Source organism: Sphingomonas piscis (genome assembly GCF_011300455.1).
In the GTDB taxonomy this organism is placed as follows: Bacteria; Pseudomonadota; Alphaproteobacteria; order Sphingomonadales; family Sphingomonadaceae; genus Sphingomicrobium; species Sphingomicrobium piscis.
Genome location: NZ_CP049869.1, coordinates 1321283 through 1335873, shown reverse-complemented (window position 1 = coordinate 1335873; position 14591 = coordinate 1321283). Strand labels below are relative to the sequence as shown.

General features: G+C 63.9%; 26 protein-coding genes. 13 read left to right on the top strand and 13 right to left on the bottom strand.

Translation table 11 applies throughout. The annotated features are described in order from the left end of the window. Window positions 1-69: 69 nt before the first annotated feature. The 3 genes from G7077_RS06590 (at window position 70) to G7077_RS06580 (ending at window position 1831) form a co-directional block, all read left to right on the top strand. Entirely contained in the window at window positions 70-336 is a 267-nt protein-coding gene (locus G7077_RS06590; protein ID WP_166411006.1) for a hypothetical protein, read from the top strand. Between the two features lie 75 nt (window positions 337-411). Continuing rightward, entirely contained in the window at window positions 412-1266 is an 855-nt protein-coding gene (locus G7077_RS06585) for an SDR family oxidoreductase (RefSeq protein WP_166411005.1), read from the top strand. Window positions 1267-1645: 379 nt separating this feature from the next. Then, complete coding sequence (locus tag G7077_RS06580) at window positions 1646-1831, top strand: PspC domain-containing protein (protein WP_166411004.1); 186 nt, start codon at window positions 1646-1648, stop codon at window positions 1829-1831. Between the two features lie 15 nt (window positions 1832-1846). Here G7077_RS06580 and G7077_RS06575 read toward each other — a convergent pair whose 3' ends face one another. After that, complete coding sequence (locus G7077_RS06575) at window positions 1847-2155, bottom strand: TFIIB-type zinc ribbon-containing protein (protein ID WP_246167458.1); 309 nt, start codon at window positions 2153-2155, stop codon at window positions 1847-1849. Between the two features lie 127 nt (window positions 2156-2282). Here G7077_RS06575 and G7077_RS06570 point away from each other — a divergent pair, with 127 nt between their 5' ends. Beyond that, window positions 2283-2807: a peroxiredoxin gene (locus G7077_RS06570; RefSeq protein ID WP_166411003.1), complete on the top strand. Its 525-nt coding sequence runs from the start codon at window positions 2283-2285 to the stop codon at window positions 2805-2807. Between the two features lie 8 nt (window positions 2808-2815). Here the strand turns inward: G7077_RS06570 and G7077_RS06565 are convergent, their stop codons facing one another. After that, complete coding sequence (locus tag G7077_RS06565) at window positions 2816-3157, bottom strand: gamma-glutamylcyclotransferase family protein (RefSeq protein WP_166411002.1); 342 nt, start codon at window positions 3155-3157, stop codon at window positions 2816-2818. Window positions 3158-3300: 143 nt separating this feature from the next. Between G7077_RS06565 and G7077_RS06560 the strand changes: the two genes are divergently transcribed. Together G7077_RS06560 and G7077_RS06555 are read left to right on the top strand one after the other, a co-directional pair. After that, window positions 3301-3564, top strand: coding sequence for a hypothetical protein (locus G7077_RS06560; protein WP_166411001.1), 264 nt, complete (start codon window positions 3301-3303; stop codon window positions 3562-3564). A 112-nt stretch (window positions 3565-3676) separates the two neighbouring features. Continuing rightward, on the top strand, window positions 3677-4633 hold the full coding sequence (locus tag G7077_RS06555; RefSeq protein WP_166411000.1) for an alpha/beta hydrolase: 957 nt from the start codon (window positions 3677-3679) through the stop codon (window positions 4631-4633). On the opposite strand, the gene G7077_RS06550 is transcribed toward G7077_RS06555, so the two are convergent. Then, window positions 4630-5163 carry a hypothetical protein gene (locus tag G7077_RS06550; protein ID WP_166410999.1) on the bottom strand — a complete coding sequence of 178 codons (534 nt, stop codon included), beginning with the start codon at window positions 5161-5163 and terminating at the stop codon, window positions 4630-4632. The genes G7077_RS06555 and G7077_RS06550 overlap by 4 nt on opposite strands. 164 nt (window positions 5164-5327) lie before the next feature. Here G7077_RS06550 and G7077_RS06545 point away from each other — a divergent pair, with 164 nt between their 5' ends. From G7077_RS06545 to G7077_RS06535, 3 genes are read left to right on the top strand one after another with little or no spacing between them, the layout of a single operon-like run. After that, window positions 5328-5762 (top strand): pyridoxamine 5'-phosphate oxidase family protein, encoded by a 435-nt coding sequence (locus G7077_RS06545; RefSeq protein ID WP_166410998.1) that lies wholly within the window; start codon window positions 5328-5330, stop codon window positions 5760-5762. Beyond that, window positions 5726-6163 carry a DoxX family protein gene (locus tag G7077_RS06540; protein WP_246167456.1) on the top strand — a complete coding sequence of 146 codons (438 nt, stop codon included), beginning with the start codon at window positions 5726-5728 and terminating at the stop codon, window positions 6161-6163. The genes G7077_RS06545 and G7077_RS06540 overlap by 37 nt, the downstream gene beginning before the upstream one ends. A 25-nt stretch (window positions 6164-6188) precedes the next feature. After that, a complete protein-coding gene (locus G7077_RS06535) occupies window positions 6189-6500 on the top strand; it encodes a lipoprotein (protein WP_166410997.1) in 312 nt (103 codons plus the stop codon). A 7-nt stretch (window positions 6501-6507) separates the two neighbouring features. On the opposite strand, the gene G7077_RS06530 is transcribed toward G7077_RS06535, so the two are convergent. The 5 genes from G7077_RS06530 to G7077_RS06510 form a co-directional block, all read right to left on the bottom strand. Continuing rightward, entirely contained in the window at window positions 6508-7023 is a 516-nt protein-coding gene (locus G7077_RS06530; protein WP_166410996.1) for a DUF3833 domain-containing protein, read from the bottom strand. A gap of 42 nt (window positions 7024-7065) precedes the next feature. After that, window positions 7066-7368: a YciI-like protein gene (locus G7077_RS06525; protein WP_166410995.1), complete on the bottom strand. Its 303-nt coding sequence runs from the start codon at window positions 7366-7368 to the stop codon at window positions 7066-7068. Further along, window positions 7365-7757 (bottom strand): DUF1801 domain-containing protein, encoded by a 393-nt coding sequence (locus G7077_RS06520; protein WP_166410994.1) that lies wholly within the window; start codon window positions 7755-7757, stop codon window positions 7365-7367. The genes G7077_RS06525 and G7077_RS06520 overlap by 4 nt, the downstream gene beginning before the upstream one ends. 3 nt (window positions 7758-7760) lie before the next feature. Then, entirely contained in the window at window positions 7761-7973 is a 213-nt protein-coding gene (locus G7077_RS06515) for a DUF4287 domain-containing protein (RefSeq protein WP_166410993.1), read from the bottom strand. 132 nt (window positions 7974-8105) lie between these two features. Continuing rightward, on the bottom strand, window positions 8106-8444 hold the full coding sequence (locus G7077_RS06510) for a hypothetical protein (protein WP_166410992.1): 339 nt from the start codon (window positions 8442-8444) through the stop codon (window positions 8106-8108). 467 nt (window positions 8445-8911) lie between these two features. Between G7077_RS06510 and G7077_RS06505 the strand changes: the two genes are divergently transcribed. Next, complete coding sequence (locus tag G7077_RS06505; protein ID WP_166410991.1) at window positions 8912-9337, top strand: YaiI/YqxD family protein; 426 nt, start codon at window positions 8912-8914, stop codon at window positions 9335-9337. Between the two features lie 204 nt (window positions 9338-9541). Here the strand turns inward: G7077_RS06505 and G7077_RS06500 are convergent, their stop codons facing one another. The 4 genes from G7077_RS06500 to thiC are packed head-to-tail and all read right to left on the bottom strand — an operon-like array spanning window position 9542 to window position 12024. After that, window positions 9542-9787 (bottom strand): hypothetical protein, encoded by a 246-nt coding sequence (locus G7077_RS06500; protein WP_166410990.1) that lies wholly within the window; start codon window positions 9785-9787, stop codon window positions 9542-9544. After that, complete coding sequence (locus G7077_RS06495) at window positions 9784-9933, bottom strand: hypothetical protein (RefSeq protein ID WP_166410989.1); 150 nt, start codon at window positions 9931-9933, stop codon at window positions 9784-9786. Before G7077_RS06495 ends, G7077_RS06500 begins: the two co-directional genes overlap by 4 nt. A 5-nt stretch (window positions 9934-9938) precedes the next feature. Beyond that, entirely contained in the window at window positions 9939-10145 is a 207-nt protein-coding gene (locus G7077_RS06490; RefSeq protein WP_166410988.1) for a DUF4287 domain-containing protein, read from the bottom strand. Further along, window positions 10138-12024: a phosphomethylpyrimidine synthase ThiC gene (thiC, locus tag G7077_RS06485; RefSeq protein WP_166410987.1), complete on the bottom strand. Its 1887-nt coding sequence runs from the start codon at window positions 12022-12024 to the stop codon at window positions 10138-10140. Before thiC ends, G7077_RS06490 begins: the two co-directional genes overlap by 8 nt. A gap of 187 nt (window positions 12025-12211) precedes the next feature. Here thiC and G7077_RS06480 point away from each other — a divergent pair, with 187 nt between their 5' ends. Continuing rightward, on the top strand, window positions 12212-12559 hold the full coding sequence (locus tag G7077_RS06480) for a hypothetical protein (RefSeq protein WP_206367713.1): 348 nt from the start codon (window positions 12212-12214) through the stop codon (window positions 12557-12559). Here G7077_RS06480 and G7077_RS06470 read toward each other — a convergent pair. Then, a complete protein-coding gene (locus tag G7077_RS06470; RefSeq protein WP_166410986.1) occupies window positions 12556-13149 on the bottom strand; it encodes an EF-hand domain-containing protein in 594 nt (197 codons plus the stop codon). The two genes, G7077_RS06480 and G7077_RS06470, sit on opposite strands and share 4 nt — an antisense overlap. 135 nt (window positions 13150-13284) lie before the next feature. On the opposite strand from G7077_RS06470, the gene G7077_RS06465 reads away from it, so the two are divergent. Both G7077_RS06465 and infA read left to right on the top strand, forming a co-directional pair. Next, window positions 13285-14256, top strand: a complete 972-nt coding sequence (locus tag G7077_RS06465) for a quinone oxidoreductase family protein (protein WP_166410985.1) — start codon at window positions 13285-13287, stop codon at window positions 14254-14256. Between the two features lie 81 nt (window positions 14257-14337). Beyond that, window positions 14338-14586 (top strand): translation initiation factor IF-1, encoded by a 249-nt coding sequence (infA, locus tag G7077_RS06460; RefSeq protein ID WP_166410984.1) that lies wholly within the window; start codon window positions 14338-14340, stop codon window positions 14584-14586. Window positions 14587-14591: the final 5 nt, after the last annotated feature.

Below are 14591 nucleotides of genomic sequence, written 5' to 3'. Positions count from 1 at the left end.
ACGAACCGTTTGGAACAACGGCATAATTTCTGGGTTGTTGATTCAAGTTAATCGCGGGAATTCAGTGCCATGGGCGCAGGCTATTTCATCATCGCAATCCTAGGCTGCGCCGACGGCAGCGGCGCCTGCACGCCGGTCGCGACGGAGCCGACGCACTACGCCACGAAGGCAGAATGCGTCGCGAACGTTGATGCGGCGCTGGCCCGTAGCACCGACCTCGACTTCCCTGAACTGATGGCTGAGTGCCGCGAAGTGAGCGCGCCGCTCGGCGCCTCCGCAACCACGCCCAAGCGCGAGGCTCCGCGCGTGATTCTGGCGTCCGCTCGCCGCGGTTAACCGCCGCCCGGAATCGACCAACCACAGGAACGCTCCGACACTCCCGCCGTTCACATCGGCAAAGAGGAGATAGGCATGTCGGACGTCATTGAACCCATGGTGCACCAGGACAATGAGCCTGGTCACGAGAGCCAGCTCGATCCCAAACCCGAATGGCAGCCCCGCTATCCTGGATCCGGCCGGCTCGAAGGTAAGGTGGCGATCATCACCGGATCGGACAGCGGAATAGGCCGAGCGGTCGCGGCACTCTACGCCCGCGAAGGCGCTGATGTCGCAATCGTCTACCTGTGCGAGCATGACGATGCAGAGAAGACGAAGCAGATCGTCGAAGGCGAGGGCCGCAAGGCGATCACCATTGCCGGCGATCTCGGCGACAAGGACTTTTGCCAGCTGGTGGTGGACCGTACGGTTGCCGAGCTGGGCGGTCTAGATATCCTCGTCAACAATGCCGGCGAGCAGCATTGGGCCAAGGACATCCGCGACATCAGCGAAGAACAGCTGAAGCGCACCTTTCAGACCAACATCTTTTCGATGTTTTACCTGACGCAGGCGGCGCGCCAGCATCTGAAGCGCGGCTCCGCCATCGTGAACTGCACCTCGATCACCTCCTATCAGGGGGAGGAAATCCTGCTCGACTATAGCTCGACCAAAGGTGCCATTACCGCCTTTACCCGCTCGCTTAGCCAATCGCTGTTGAAGGACGGCATCCGCGTCAATGGCGTCGCGCCGGGTCCGATCTGGACGCCGCTCAACCCGTCAGGCGGGCAACCGCCGGAGAAAGTGCCCGAGTTCGGCAAGAATGCGCCCATGGGCCGCCCGGGGCAGCCGAACGAGGTCGCGCCCAGCTTTCTGTTCCTCGCCTGCGAGGACTCAAGCTACATGACCGGCCAGGTGCTGCACCCAAACGGCGGCACTGTCGTCAACGGGTAGCCGACGTTTGTCATAGCAAGGGAGCGAGGCAATCCAGTGCTGCGCTGGATTGCCTCGTCGCTGCGCTTCTTGGGAAAGCGGGTTGGCGATATTTCCCAAACGGCGGTGTGAATTGCGCCAACTTCAACGATGACCCAGTCACCGCCTACTGAAAACAAACGAGTTTTTCAGTTTGGCACGCTCCCTGCATTAATGGTGGCGTGGACCCACTCAAGGGCCACGAACCAGAAAAAGGGAATGATCAATGACTGCCATCTTCACCGCCAGCCGCCAGCACGCCACCGCGTTCGCCGCCGCGTTCGTCACCGCCATGCTGTTTCTCAGCACCGCCGTCGGCCCGCTGCCGGTTGCCTAACCCACCTCTATCGGAGCTTTCGAAATGACCAGCCGTTTTCTTCTCAACAAGCGCGACGGAAAGATCATGGGCGTGGCCGCGGGTCTTGCCGATTTGACCAATGTCGATCCGCTGCTGATCCGCCTCGGCCTCGTCGTGCTCGCCTTCGCAACGTTCCCCGTGGTGCCGATCCTCTATGTCCTGACCGGCTGGTTGGCGTCCAGCCGGTGACCGACGCACTGCACCCTAGTCGAATAATTCCTCTAGGAACGACTTCCGCCGCTTGTGCGGCTTGTGACCATAGCCTTGGTGATAGCCAGGCTGAGGAGCACCCCAAGGACCCTGCGGCGGGGTGGGCGCGGGCGGAGCTTGCGGCGCTGGAGACGGCTGCGCTGCGGCCTGTGAGGCTGCATTTCGCTCAATGATCTTGTCGAGCTCGCCGCGGTCCAACCAAACGCCGCGGCAGGTGGGGCAATAATCGATCTCGATCCCGGACCGCTCGCTCATCACCAGTGTCGCGCCGTCCACCGGACACGTCATCGGACCATTCGCCATCAACCTCTCCCTTGCTTTCTGATCCCGCCTAAGTGGGTATGCGCCGCGAAGGCGTCCAGATGCCCTCCACGGTTGCACGTGGCGACAGCCTCACTATCCTGCGCCCCGACCTTAAGGGAATCTCACCATGCGCAAGCTAATTGCCGGACTGATCGTTGCTGCCGTTGCCGCGCTGCCCGCGTCCGCGGCCTTGAAGCAGGGCGCAGTCGCCCCCGACTTCTTTGTCACCGGCGCTCGCGGCGGCAAGGACTTCCGCCTCCACCTGACCGAGCAGCTCCGCAAGGGACCACTAGTTCTTTATTTTTTCCCCAAGGCATTCACCCAGGGCTGCACGCTGGAAGCGAAGGCCTTCTCCGACGCAATGCCCCAGTTCCGCAAGGCCGGTGCCCAGGTGGTTGGCATGTCGGCGGACGACCTCCCCACCCTCAAGAAGTTCAGTGCCGAGGCGTGCCGCAACGCCTTCCCGGTCGCGACCGCGACGAAGGACGTGATCGGCAAATATGATGTCGCGATGGGCAATTCCGGCCTGACCAACCGCACATCCTACGTCATCGCGCCCAACGGCCGGATCGCCATGGTCCATTCGGAAGGCGACTGGAGCAAGCATGTCGACATGACGCTTGCTGCAGTGCGAGCCCTGAAGCGAAGCTGAGCGGGGCGTCAGGGCGCGATATAGACAAAGGCGCGTCGTCCGCTCAGCAGCTGCACCTCCACCCGCCGGTAATTGCCCCCTTCATAATCGTCCGTGGCCGCAATTTCATCGGGCGTAAGGTCGAACACCACACCGCTGATCCGGTCGTGATCGCCCGCGCTTGGGACGGCAATGGTGTGAACCTCCATCCCCGACAGTTCCACGACGTCGGGATCGTGAATTGTGATTGGCTCGAGCCGGAAGCCGACCAGCACATCGGCCCTACCCTCCAAACGGCGTCCGTAGGTGCCGAGCTGCACGTCCGGCTGCTGCAGCGTACCATAAGAGAAGAGGGAGGTGACGCGGTTCATCGCGCCGCGCTTAGGCGGGGCGCACTGACCTGCGCTACGGTTTTTGGGCCAGTGGCTTGCCACGATGCGCCAAACTGTAGGAACAATCGCGACGTTCAATCGTCGGTGGGCGCTTGCACAATCACCACGTCAGGGGAATACAAATGAAGATTATGAAATTCGTCGCCATTGGCCTTGGCTGTGCCGTTCTCGCAGCTTGCGGCGGCAACACCGAGGAAAATACGGCGGCTGACGCCAACCTGTCGACCATGGACATGAACATGGGCACGTCCGACATGAACATGGGCGACATGAACATGACCGCCGACATGAATGCCATGGACGTCAACGGCACGATGGATTCCAGCGGAAACATGACGGCCGAAACCAACATGACCGACATGAACACGTCCGGCAACGCGATGTAATCAGTCGGGCATCGACCCGATGAGGGCGTCTGCGTGCCGCAGGCGCCCTTTTCTTTTCCGCCGCTTGCCTGGCGCTTATGCCCGGCTAGGCTGAAGCGGGAAGGAAGCGGGAATGCGAACCATCATGATTGGCGGCCTGCTGTGCTGCGCCGCCACGAGTGCGGCAGGGCAGACGGTTTATCCGCTCACCGCCGCATCTCGCGCCGACCCGTCCGTCCGGCATGGCACCCTTAAAGGCCCGTTCGAGTTCCACAGCAGGATTTTTCCCGGCACGGTTCGCCGTTACTGGGTCTACGTCCCCGCTGGCTACAGTCCGGCACGGCCTCCGAACCTCCTCGTCTTTCAGGACGGACAGCGCGCCACCAATCCGGACGGCTCGCTGCGGGTGCAGAATGCGCTCGATAACCTGATTTCCAAGAAGGAGATTCCACCGACGCTGGGCTTGTTCGTCACGCCCGGCAACCTCAGCCAGCGCTATCCCGACAATCTGGGCATGAGCAACCCGGACCACCGGGTTGAGGAATATGATGACCTAGACGACGACTATGTGCGGATGCTCACCGACGAGCTGATGCCGGAGGTTGCCAAGCGCTGGCGGTTCAGCAGCGATCCAAGGCGCCGGGTTATCGGCGGCACCAGCAGCGGTGCCATCGCCGCCTTCACCGCCGCCTGGCACCGTCCGCAGGCGTTCGGCAACGTCATCAGCTTCATCGGCAGCTACACGTCGATCGGCTATCGCGCGGCGACTGCGACCACCCCTCTGGTTCCCGGCGGCGATCTCTACCCGGGAATGATCCGCAAGAGCCCGATCCGCCCCATTCGCATCTTCCTTCAGGACGGCAGCGCCGACCTCGACAACGAACATGGCAACTGGTTCCTGGCCAACCAGCAGATGGTGAAGGCGCTCCAATGGGCGAACACCAATGCCGACAAACAAGGCGACAAGGGGCCGCGCTACGACGTCCGCTACGTCTGGGGCACGGGCGGTCACAGCGATGATCACGGTGGCCAGATCCTCCCGGATGTGCTGCGTTGGATCTGGCGGGGCCAGATGCCGGCGAAGCGCTAGCGCCCGGACTTACGAAACAGCGCTGCGGCGCTCGACCACAGAGCAACGAACACCAGGGTGATAAGTCCGGTACGCGTGTCCTGCCGGTAGCCGATCGCACCGGCAATCGCGTGCGCCAAAGCGGCGAGCGCCATAATCACGGCCAAGCGCCCCGCCTTGCCACCAACGCATATCGACGCAACCAGCGCGACAACCGGGATCGCGAGCAGCACCAGATTGATCGGCGCACTGCCGTCGCCGATGTAGCCGACCGCAAGATTGCTGAGGATCATCAGTGCGCCGGTGCCGATGCCGATCAGCGCGCCGAAAGGGTAGGCCCAATCGTGGGCACGGCGGACCGCAAGCTCGAGCATCAGCCCGATCACGCCGAGCAGCGCAGCGGCGAACAGGAAATCGCCGGCCGACCAATCCACGCCCGACTGCGGTGCTACCTTCATCGCAACGAGGGGCGCCGCAATCAGCCCCGCCGCGCCACTCCACCCGGCCCAGCGCACCCACCGAATGTTCATCTCGCCGTTCGCCATCGTCATGAGATCTGCCTCCTTCTCGTCGAGCAGGCACTATCGTGTCGACCGGTGAGCGGCATGAGCACGGCGTGAGGAAGCGCTGAAAAGACGTTTCGAAGTACCGCCGTTTGGTCAGGACTGCGACCCGGTGCCGCCCGCTTCGTTGAGGAGATGAGGAGACCAAGACCATGGCCGACAAGACACTCGACGACATCAGCGGGGCGATGCGCGACATCGACTTTTGCATGCTGACCACCCGCCGAGAAGACGGCGGTATGTCGGCGCGGCCGATGTCGAATAACCGCGAAGTCACCTACACTGGCGACAGCTACTTCTTCAGCGACGGCGACACCGACAAGGTGCGGGAGATCGACGCCGACCGCCACGTTGCGCTGGCGTTCCAGGGCAAGGCGAGCCTTCTCGGCCAACCCGGAATCTTCATCGCCGTGGAGGGCGAGGCCGAGCTGATTCGCGACAAGACAAGCTTCGCTGAGCATTGGACGAGCGATCTCGACCGCTGGTTCGAACAGGGCGTCGATACGCCTCGCCTGACGCTTATCAAGGTCCACGCTGGCCGCGTTCACTGGTGGGATGGCGGCGAGGAAGGCGAGGTGCGGCCGTAAGCCCGTCTACACTTCGGACTGGACTGCGCTGGCTGCTCGGCGGCGGGTACATCGCCGTCGGAATTCTGCACTTCCTCTTTCCCGAGGCACTGATCGCGATCACGCCGAACTGGGTGCCGGCAAAGCCGCTGGTGATCACCCTCACCGGCATTGCCGAAGCGGCCGGTGGCGTTGCGTTGCTTCAGCCCTGGTCCGCAGCACTTCGGCGCGCCGGCGGGATCGGGTTGGCGATTTATGCCGTCTGCGTCTTCCCAGCGAACATCAACCACATGCTGATCGACATAGGATCGGCACACCCGCGGCTCGGCTGGGGATACCACATCCCCCGAATGCTGTTGCAGCCGGTGCTGATCTGGCTGGCACTGTGGGTCAGCAACGACCACAAGTTCGATGCGGCCTGAAGGCGCTTGGTGCGTTGCGTCCCTCGTGAAAAAATTCCTGTTCCTCCTCACCGCAACGCTGACGCTCGCCGCCTGCGTCAACACGTCGGACCGGATCGCGGCGGAACTCACCAAGGCCGGGCTCGACCCGTCGCGTGCCCAGTGTGTCGGCGGCTCGCTGGAGCGAGATCTGTCGATCGGCCAGCTTCGCCAGCTCGCAGCCGCGGCCCGCGCCTATCGCAGCGGCGACGTCACGCCCGGAAGGCTGAACGGGGCCGACCTCCTTCGCATCGGCAGCGAGGTCCGTGATCCGGCAGTGCCGATTGCTGTCGCCAAAGCGGCGGGGCGGTGCGCCTGAGCGCCGCTTAGCCGATCTTTCGGATCGTGCCTTCGGACTTGGCGACGGTGACGCCCATCTTCTTGATCTTGGCGCTCATCTCCGCGGCCTTCAGGCCGGGCAGCGGCTTCATCCACTGCTCGACGTTGAGGCCATCCTTCATCTTGAAGCGGAAGCGGTAGGCCGGACCCACCCGATCGATCGCAACCGGCCCGACAGCTTCCGTCATCACCGCGGTGAAGCTGTCGGCGTCGGCTCGGCGGACGCGCCAGCGGCGCTGCTTCGCCGGCTGACCTTCGTCGAGCACCTGCTGGACAAGGGTCAGGCTGCCGTCCGATTCGATCCGCCCCTGACCGATGCTGCGCGCCGAATAGGGCTTCTTCAGCATGATCTTGACGGTGCTTTGCGACACCGTGCGCCCTTCAAAGAAGCGCAGCGGGTCGAGAGTCGGCTGCGCCGGCGCCGCACCGATCAGCGCGACGAGGGGCAAGCAGAGAAGGGCACGCTCTCCAAGCATGAACCGGTAACGAAGCACAAACGCCATGGTTTCGAAAGGCTTAAATGCGCGTTCCGTAACGGGAATGTGTCAGGGCCGGACGGGCGTTGCAGCGAGATCGCCGATCACGGTGGTCCACGGCCGCACCTCCCATCGCTCGACCAAGCCGTTGGTCACGTAAGGATCACTTCGCGCGAAGGCTTCGGCGGCGCGGCCGTCTTCGCCCTTGAACAGAAGGACCGCGGTGTCGGCAGGATCGCTCAGCGCGCCCGCGAGCACGATGTCGCCGCGCTCCTGTGCTTCCCAGGCGAGGCGAAGATGCTCGGTCCGGAACTCAGCGCGCCGTTCGAGATAGTCGGCGCTGAGCGTGTAGAAGAGAATGAAGTGCTTCACTTACCGGCCATTCTGGTCTGGTTGAACGCGACGGCGGCACGGACGATGGCGCTGAATGCCTCGGCGTCCACTTGGTCCCCTTCGCGAATGTCGAGCGCGCGTCGTGTCCCGGCGTCGAGGCTGGCGTTGAAGACGCCTGCGGGATCGGGCAGCGACGCCCCGGCGGCAAAGGTCAGCTTGACCTTATCCTTGTAGGCCTCTCCCGTGCAGATGATGCCGTCGCGGCTCCACGTCGGGACTCCGTCCGGGTTGGAGGGCTTGCGCCACTTGATCTCCTCGGTGATTGCCGGGTCGGCGTCGCGGATTAGATGTCGCAGCCGCTGCAGGGCAGCTCCACGCCAGTCGCTCAACTTGGCGATGATCGCGTCGATTTCCGCCGATGGGCTCATGGTTCAGCCCTTGTCCTCGGCCAGCGTGTGGGCGACGAGGGCGTTGGCGTGGCCGTGGCCCATCGCATGTTCGCTCTTCAGCCAGGCCACATGCTCTATATGCTTCGCCGGCGGGCGGGCGCGGAGCAGGGCTTTCCACTCGGCGATGGGGCGGCCGTACTTCTTCTCGATGGAGGGGAAGTAGGAGGCGGGACCTTTGACCTTCTCGTCGCTCATTCGGGTCTCCGTTCAACGCGGCTGATGGGCGGAGTAAGGCAAAAGACCAGATCGAGAAAGGGCGGCGCCGTCGAGGAATCAAGCCGCGAGGTGACCTCCGGTCGTCTTCGGCTCCGGCGGCTTGGCCGAAAGTCACGAAGTTGACGTGGTGACGAAGATCCGCGGGTCGCCACTCCCCTCCGTAGCGAGCCTGTCGAGGGTGATGCGAGTGTGACCTTTGTCAACTTCGCCGCTTTCGGGCGGCCAGGCGGGGAGCGCGATCGCCTTTTTCCAGATGTGGGCGAACAAGCCGTGGGGATCGCGGCTGCGGAGGCGATAGGCGCTTTCGCGGGTCATCCCGACGCACTCGGCCGCAAGCCGGACATTGCCGGTGTGGAGGAGAACAGTGAGGAAGCGCAGATGACGCTTGGCGGTCCAGCCATCGCTGCGGGGCGGGGTGGCGAGGAGGGGCTTGGTTCGCTGGTAGCTCATCGAACAGGGTAAGGCACAAACCCCGCGTTGTAGGACAGCATTTTTCTGCTTGACCCCGTACCATGGTACGGAAGCTAAAGGGGTGAGGCCCACTTACGGGCAGGGTCATCAGAAGGAGAAATGACATGACCAGCCAGCACACCGAACAGCAGGTCAAGGCCGCCAAGCTCGACACGCGCGGCGGTTGCCGCTGCAGCCCGTGCACCTGCAAGAATTGCAGCTGCTGACGAGAAGGGCCGCGCCGCTGGATGGCGCGGCCCTTTTCCCATCTCCTCGGCCCGCTTTGCCGTCTCGTGCGTTGGGGCGTTTGCAATCAAAGGAGACGGGCATGGCCAAGGGTCAGGCGAAATCGAACAAAGAAGCGCGCAAGCCGAAGAAGGAGAAGGTTAAGACGATCGCGGCCAACCCGTCGACCAAGGGCGGTGGCGGCTTGACGAAGGACTGATCCGCCGGAAAGGGACGTCGCCATGGCGGGCCCGAATGCCGTGCAGATCCTCGTCGACGCGGACGCCTGTCCAGTGAAGGACGAGATCTACAAGGTCGCCTGGCGCCGTGAGGTGCCGGTGAAGGTCGTCAGCAACAGCCATTTGCGCGTTCCCGCCCATCCGCTGATCGAGCGGGTGGTGGTCGGCTCCGGCTTCGACGCGGCCGACGACTGGATCGCGGAGGCTGCGGACGGCGGCACGGTGGTGGTCACCGGCGACATCTTGCTGGCCGACCGTTGCCTGAAGAAAGGGGCGAGCGTCATCGCGCCCAATGGCAAGCCGTTCACCGCCGCAAGCATCGGCGGCGCCATCGCTACCCGGGCGATTATGGCTGACCTTCGGGCAGGTGCCGGCGACGGCATCGGCGGCCCGGCGCCGTTCACGAACGCGAGCGCTTTGTCGGAATGACCGTCGAGCTTGGCTTGGAGCGCCCAACACTCTCAGCTTGATCCTTCCTTGTAATGGCAAGGGCCTTCGGGCCCTTGTTGCTATGTCGTCAAGGCTAACAGTCTCTCCGCTTCTCTCGGTTTCCACGATCAGAAGTCGGCTGAGAGCGGCTACCTCGGACACCCTTCGATAGTTTAGAGGCACGTTGCCTTGTACAAGACTCGATCAACGCTCCCGTTCGCGCGCGGCGCGGATAATTGGCGGCACCGATAGAAGGATCGCCGTCACCAGCCCGCCGATGGCAAGGAGGCCGAGCGGCGTCGCCTTCACCTCCGCGTCGAGGATGACGCGGTCAGCGATGCTAATGCGGGTGCGGGCGGTCTGCGGGGTCGACAGCGGACCGGCTTCGTTGCCGATGGCGGGCGGCAGCGCTTCATCCGTGGTGACGATCTCGCCGGAACGCGCGGTCATGCCTTGGCCTTATGCTCGGCGATCAGCCGGTCGATCTCCGCAATCCGCATTCGCTCGGGCGTGTCCTTGGGCAGGCCTTTGAGGCGGCAGGTGGCCCAGAGCGTTCTGCGCTCCGATTCGAGGCGCTTGAGATAAAGATCAGCCATTCGGCTTAGCTCTTCTGAGCCAAGGCATGCGCCACCAGCGCATTGGCGTGGCCGTGGCCGAGGCCGTGCTCTTCCTTGAGGAAGGCGACCAGCTCCATGTGCTTGGCGGGCTGGCGGGCGCGAATGAGGTCCTGCCAGTGGGCGATGGGCTGGCCGTACTTCTCCTCGATGGACGGGAAGTAGGAGGCGGGGCCTTTGACCTTGTCAGTCATGTTCGCGCCCACCGGCGCCGATGTATAGCTCTCTGCCGCCTTCGTTGTAGCGCTTGCTCATCGCCGCCATGCCCTCGTCCACAGGGAGCGCTCGCCCTTCGACAGGCTCAGGGTGAGCGCCGGTGGAGTTCAGCAAACCTACTTCCTGAAGCTTGGCGAAATCGCGCACCTCTTGCGTGATCTTCATGCTGCAGAACTTCGGGCCGCACATGGAGCAAAAGTGGGCGGTCTTCGCGCCTTCGGCGGGCAGCGTCTGGTCGTGATATTGCTCGGCCGTGTCCGGGTCCAAGGACAGGTTGAACTGGTCGCGCCAGCGGAACTCGAAGCGGGCGCGGGACAGGGCGTCGTCGCGGAGCTTGGCGGCGGGGTGGCCCTTGGCGAGGTCGGCGGCGTGGGCGGCTAGCTTGTAAGTGACGACGCCGACCTTGACGTCGTCGCGGTCGGGAAGGCCCAAGTGCTCCTTGGGCGTGACGTAGCAAAGCATCGCCGTGCCGTACCAGCCGATCATCGCGGCGCCGATGCCGCTGGTGATATGGTCGTAGCCCGGCGCAATGTCGGTGGTGAGCGGCCCGAGCGTATAGAAGGGCGCCTCGCCGCACGCTTCCAATTGCTTGTCCATATTCTCCTTGATCTTGTGCATCGGCACGTGGCCGGGGCCCTCGATCATCACCTGCACGTCCTGGTCCCAGGCGCGCTTGGTGAGCTCGCCAAGCGTGTAGAGCTCGGCGAACTGGGCTTCGTCATTGGCGTCGGCGATGCTTCCAGGCCGGAGGCCGTCGCCCAGTGAGTAGGCGATGTCGTAGGCCTTCATGATCTCGGTGATCTCGTCGAACCGCTCGTAGAGGAAGCTCTCCTTGTGGTGGGCGAGGCACCATTTGGCCATGATCGAACCGCCGCGCGAGACGATGCCGGTGACACGTTTGGCGGTCAGCGGCACGTAGGGGAGGCGGACCCCGGCGTGAATGGTGAAATAGTCGACGCCCTGCTCGGCCTGCTCGATGAGGGTGTCGCGGAAGATCTCCCACGTCAGGTCCTCGGCGATGCCGCCGACTTTCTCCAGCGCCTGGTAGATGGGGACGGTGCCGATCGGGACGGGCGAATTGCGGATGATCCATTCGCGCGTGTCGTGGATGTTGCGGCCGGTGGAGAGGTCCATGACGGTGTCGGCGCCCCAGCGGATCGCCCAGACGAGCTTGTCCACTTCCTGAGCGACATCGGATGCGACCGCCGAGTTGCCGATGTTGGCGTTGATCTTGACCAGGAAGTTGCGGCCGATCGCCATCGGCTCGGATTCTGGGTGGTTGATGTTGTTGGGGATGATGGCGCGGCCGCGGGCGATTTCGTCGCGGACAAACTCGGGAGTGACATAGTCGGGGATCGACGCGCCCCAGTCCTGTCCGTCGCGCTTGTATTCGCGCGCCATTTCGCGCCCGAGATTCTCGCGCGTGGCGACATATTCCATCTCTGGCGTAACGATGCCGCGGCGGGCATAGTACATCTGGCTGACGTTCATGCCGGCGCGCGCGCGCAGCACCTTCTTGCGGACGTTGGGAAAGGGCTGAACGCCGCCGCTGCGGTCGGGGCCGAGCTGCCCGTTATCCTCGGGACGAACTTCGCGCTGCTGAACCTCTTCGACATCGCCGCGGTCACGGATCCAGGCGCGGCGAAGTTCGGGGAGGCCGGCCATGATGTCGATGCGGGCGTCCGGGTCGGTGTAGGGGCCCGAGGGGTCGTAGACGCGCAACGGCGGCTCGCCTGACGAGGGCTCGAGATGGATCTCCCGCATCTTCACGCCGAGCGGGCCGACGTGAATCTTCCTGGAGCCGCGGATCGGGCCGGTGGTGACTTTAAGTTCTGTGCGCGCGGGGATGTCGGCCATTGTCTCGTCTCCAAGTGGAGCGAATGGCGGTGCGAGCCGTCTTCCGCTCCCTACGCCGGTGTCAGCCGGATCAGGTTCAGCGGGTCGAAGGCTCGTGCCTTCCTCTCAAGCGCCGATAGGACCCCATCAAAGTATGCTTTGGTGGGACCCGGTAGCGCTCCCCCGGGGATAGGACGGGCATAGGCCGATGCGGAGCCCGGCGCCAGTGGGCGCGTTGCTACCGGCGATGCACGTGATCGAAATCTTCCTGCCGCTGACCCGCAACGATGGGTCGGATCAGCCGCGCGAGCTGTTCACCCGGCTTCGCAGGGAATTGGTCGATCGATTCGGCGGTCTGACCGCCTTCACGCGGGCGCCGGCCGAAGGTTTGTGGGAAGATGAGGAAGGCGGCGTCACGGCGGACCGGATCGTCATCTTCGAAGTGGTTGCCGACATCGTCGACAAGGACTGGTGGAGCGACATGCGGGCGCAGCTCGAACGGGAGTTCGAGCAGGACGAAATCCTGATCCGCGCCCGCGCTGTCGAGCGGCTCTAGCGCCCTGCCGGAGCGGCCGCGGCGCCTGCACGCGCTTCGGCTTCGGTCAACGTGCCATCCTTGTTGGCATCGAGCTTGTCGAACTGGGAGAGAGCAGAGCCTTGATATTCGGCCAGGGTCACCTGATTGTTGCGGTCGGTGTCCCAGCGAGTCAGCTGCTGATCGGTATCGGCGGTCGCTTCCACCTTGCCGACCTGGGCGGCAAATTCGGCCAAGGACAGCTTACCGTCCTTGTTCTTGTCGAGCGCCGTTACGCCCTCTTTGGCGCGCGCCGGATTCTTCATCTTGGCGTCGATCTCGGCCACCGTGACGAACTTGTCCTTGTTGGTGTCGACCTCGGCGAACTGGCGCGCGAGCAGCTCCTTGATCCGGCCAAGCTCGATCTGCTCGGCCTTGGTGCGGGCGGCAAGATATTCGGTCTTGTCGAAATAACCGTCGCCATTGGTGTCGATCAGCTTGAAGCGGGCACCGAGGCTGGCGACCAGCTCTGCCCGTGGCAGCGGATCGTTCGCTCCCGTCTGGGCCAGCGCAGGGCCGGCAGCGGCGACAAGAAGTGCGCTCGCAAGAAGGGTGCGGGTCGCATGGCGCAATGGTCGTCTCCTGAAATCCTTGAAAGTTGCAATCGCTCAACGCCGCTGGAGATTGCTGGCGCCTGAACCCATATGAGCGGCGCCGCCATTTCGTCAAAGCGGCCCGCGGGCACGGTAGGCTGCAGGAGATAGAAAGTGAGCGGAGCAATCCGGCTGCATGAGACCGGCGGGCCCGAGGTGCTGCGCTGGGAAGAGGTGGAGGTCGGCGCTCCGGGTCCGGGCGAGGCGCGGATCCGCCAGCATGCAGTCGGGCTCAATTATATCGACGTCTACCATCGCATGGGTATCTATCCGCAGCCGCTGCCCTTCACGCCGGGATCGGAGGGCGCCGGTGTGGTCGATGCGGTGGGTGATGGCGTAACCGAGGTGCAGGTCGGCGACCGTGTCGCTTATGCCGGACCGGCCGGCGGCTATGCCGAGGTGCGGCTGATCCCCGCGGCGCAGTTGGTGAAGCTTCCCGAGACGATCGATTTTGAAACGGCCGCGGCGATCATGCTCCAGGGCATGACGGTGCACATGCTGATCCGCCGCATCCATGAGCTGAAGGCAGGCGAGACGATCCTGGTCCATGCCGCCGCGGGCGGCGTCGGCCTGATCCTTTGCCAATGGGCGGCTTCGCTGGGCGCGACGGTGATCGGTACCGTGTCGACGGAGGCGAAGGCGGCGCTGGCGCGGGCGCATGGCTGCCACCATCCCGTGATTACGGGAGAGGCGGACTTCGTCGCGGAAGTGGAGCGGATCACGGGCGGAAAGAAGCTGCCGGTGGTGTACGACAGCGTCGGCAAGGACACGTTCCTGCGCTCGCTGGATTGCCTGGCGCCGCGCGGCATGATGGCCAGCTTCGGACAGGCATCCGGTCCAATCGATCCGATATCGCCGACGCTGCTGGCGCAAAAAGGGTCGCTGTTCCTGACGCGTCCGACCCTTTTTCATTATAATGCAACGCGTCCGGAGCTGGAGCGCGCGGCGGCGGAGCTGTTCGACGTCGTGAAGTCGGGCAAGGTCAAGGTCGAGATCGGCCAGCGTTTTGCACTGAGGGACGTCGCCGAGGCGCATCGCGCGCTTGAGTCTCGGAAGACTACTGGGTCCACGGTTTTGCTGCCGTAAGCGCCTAGCTTCACTTTTCGGGCGCTTGGCGGTAAGAGGCCGCGACTTTTCCGTCACCTTTCACACACATGAGGATTTGATTTGGCCAAAGAAGAGCTTCTGGAAATGCGCGGCCGGGTGGTCGAACTGCTGCCCAACGCGATGTTCCGCGTCGAACTCGAAAATGGTCATGAAATCCTCGGCCACACCGCCGGCAAGATGCGCAAGAACCGCATTCGCGTGCTGACCGGCGACGAAGTGCTGGTGGAATTGACGCCCTACGATCTCACCAAGGGGCGCATCACCTATCGCTTCATGCCGGGCCGCGCCGGTCCCCCGGGCTATCCCTGATCTGA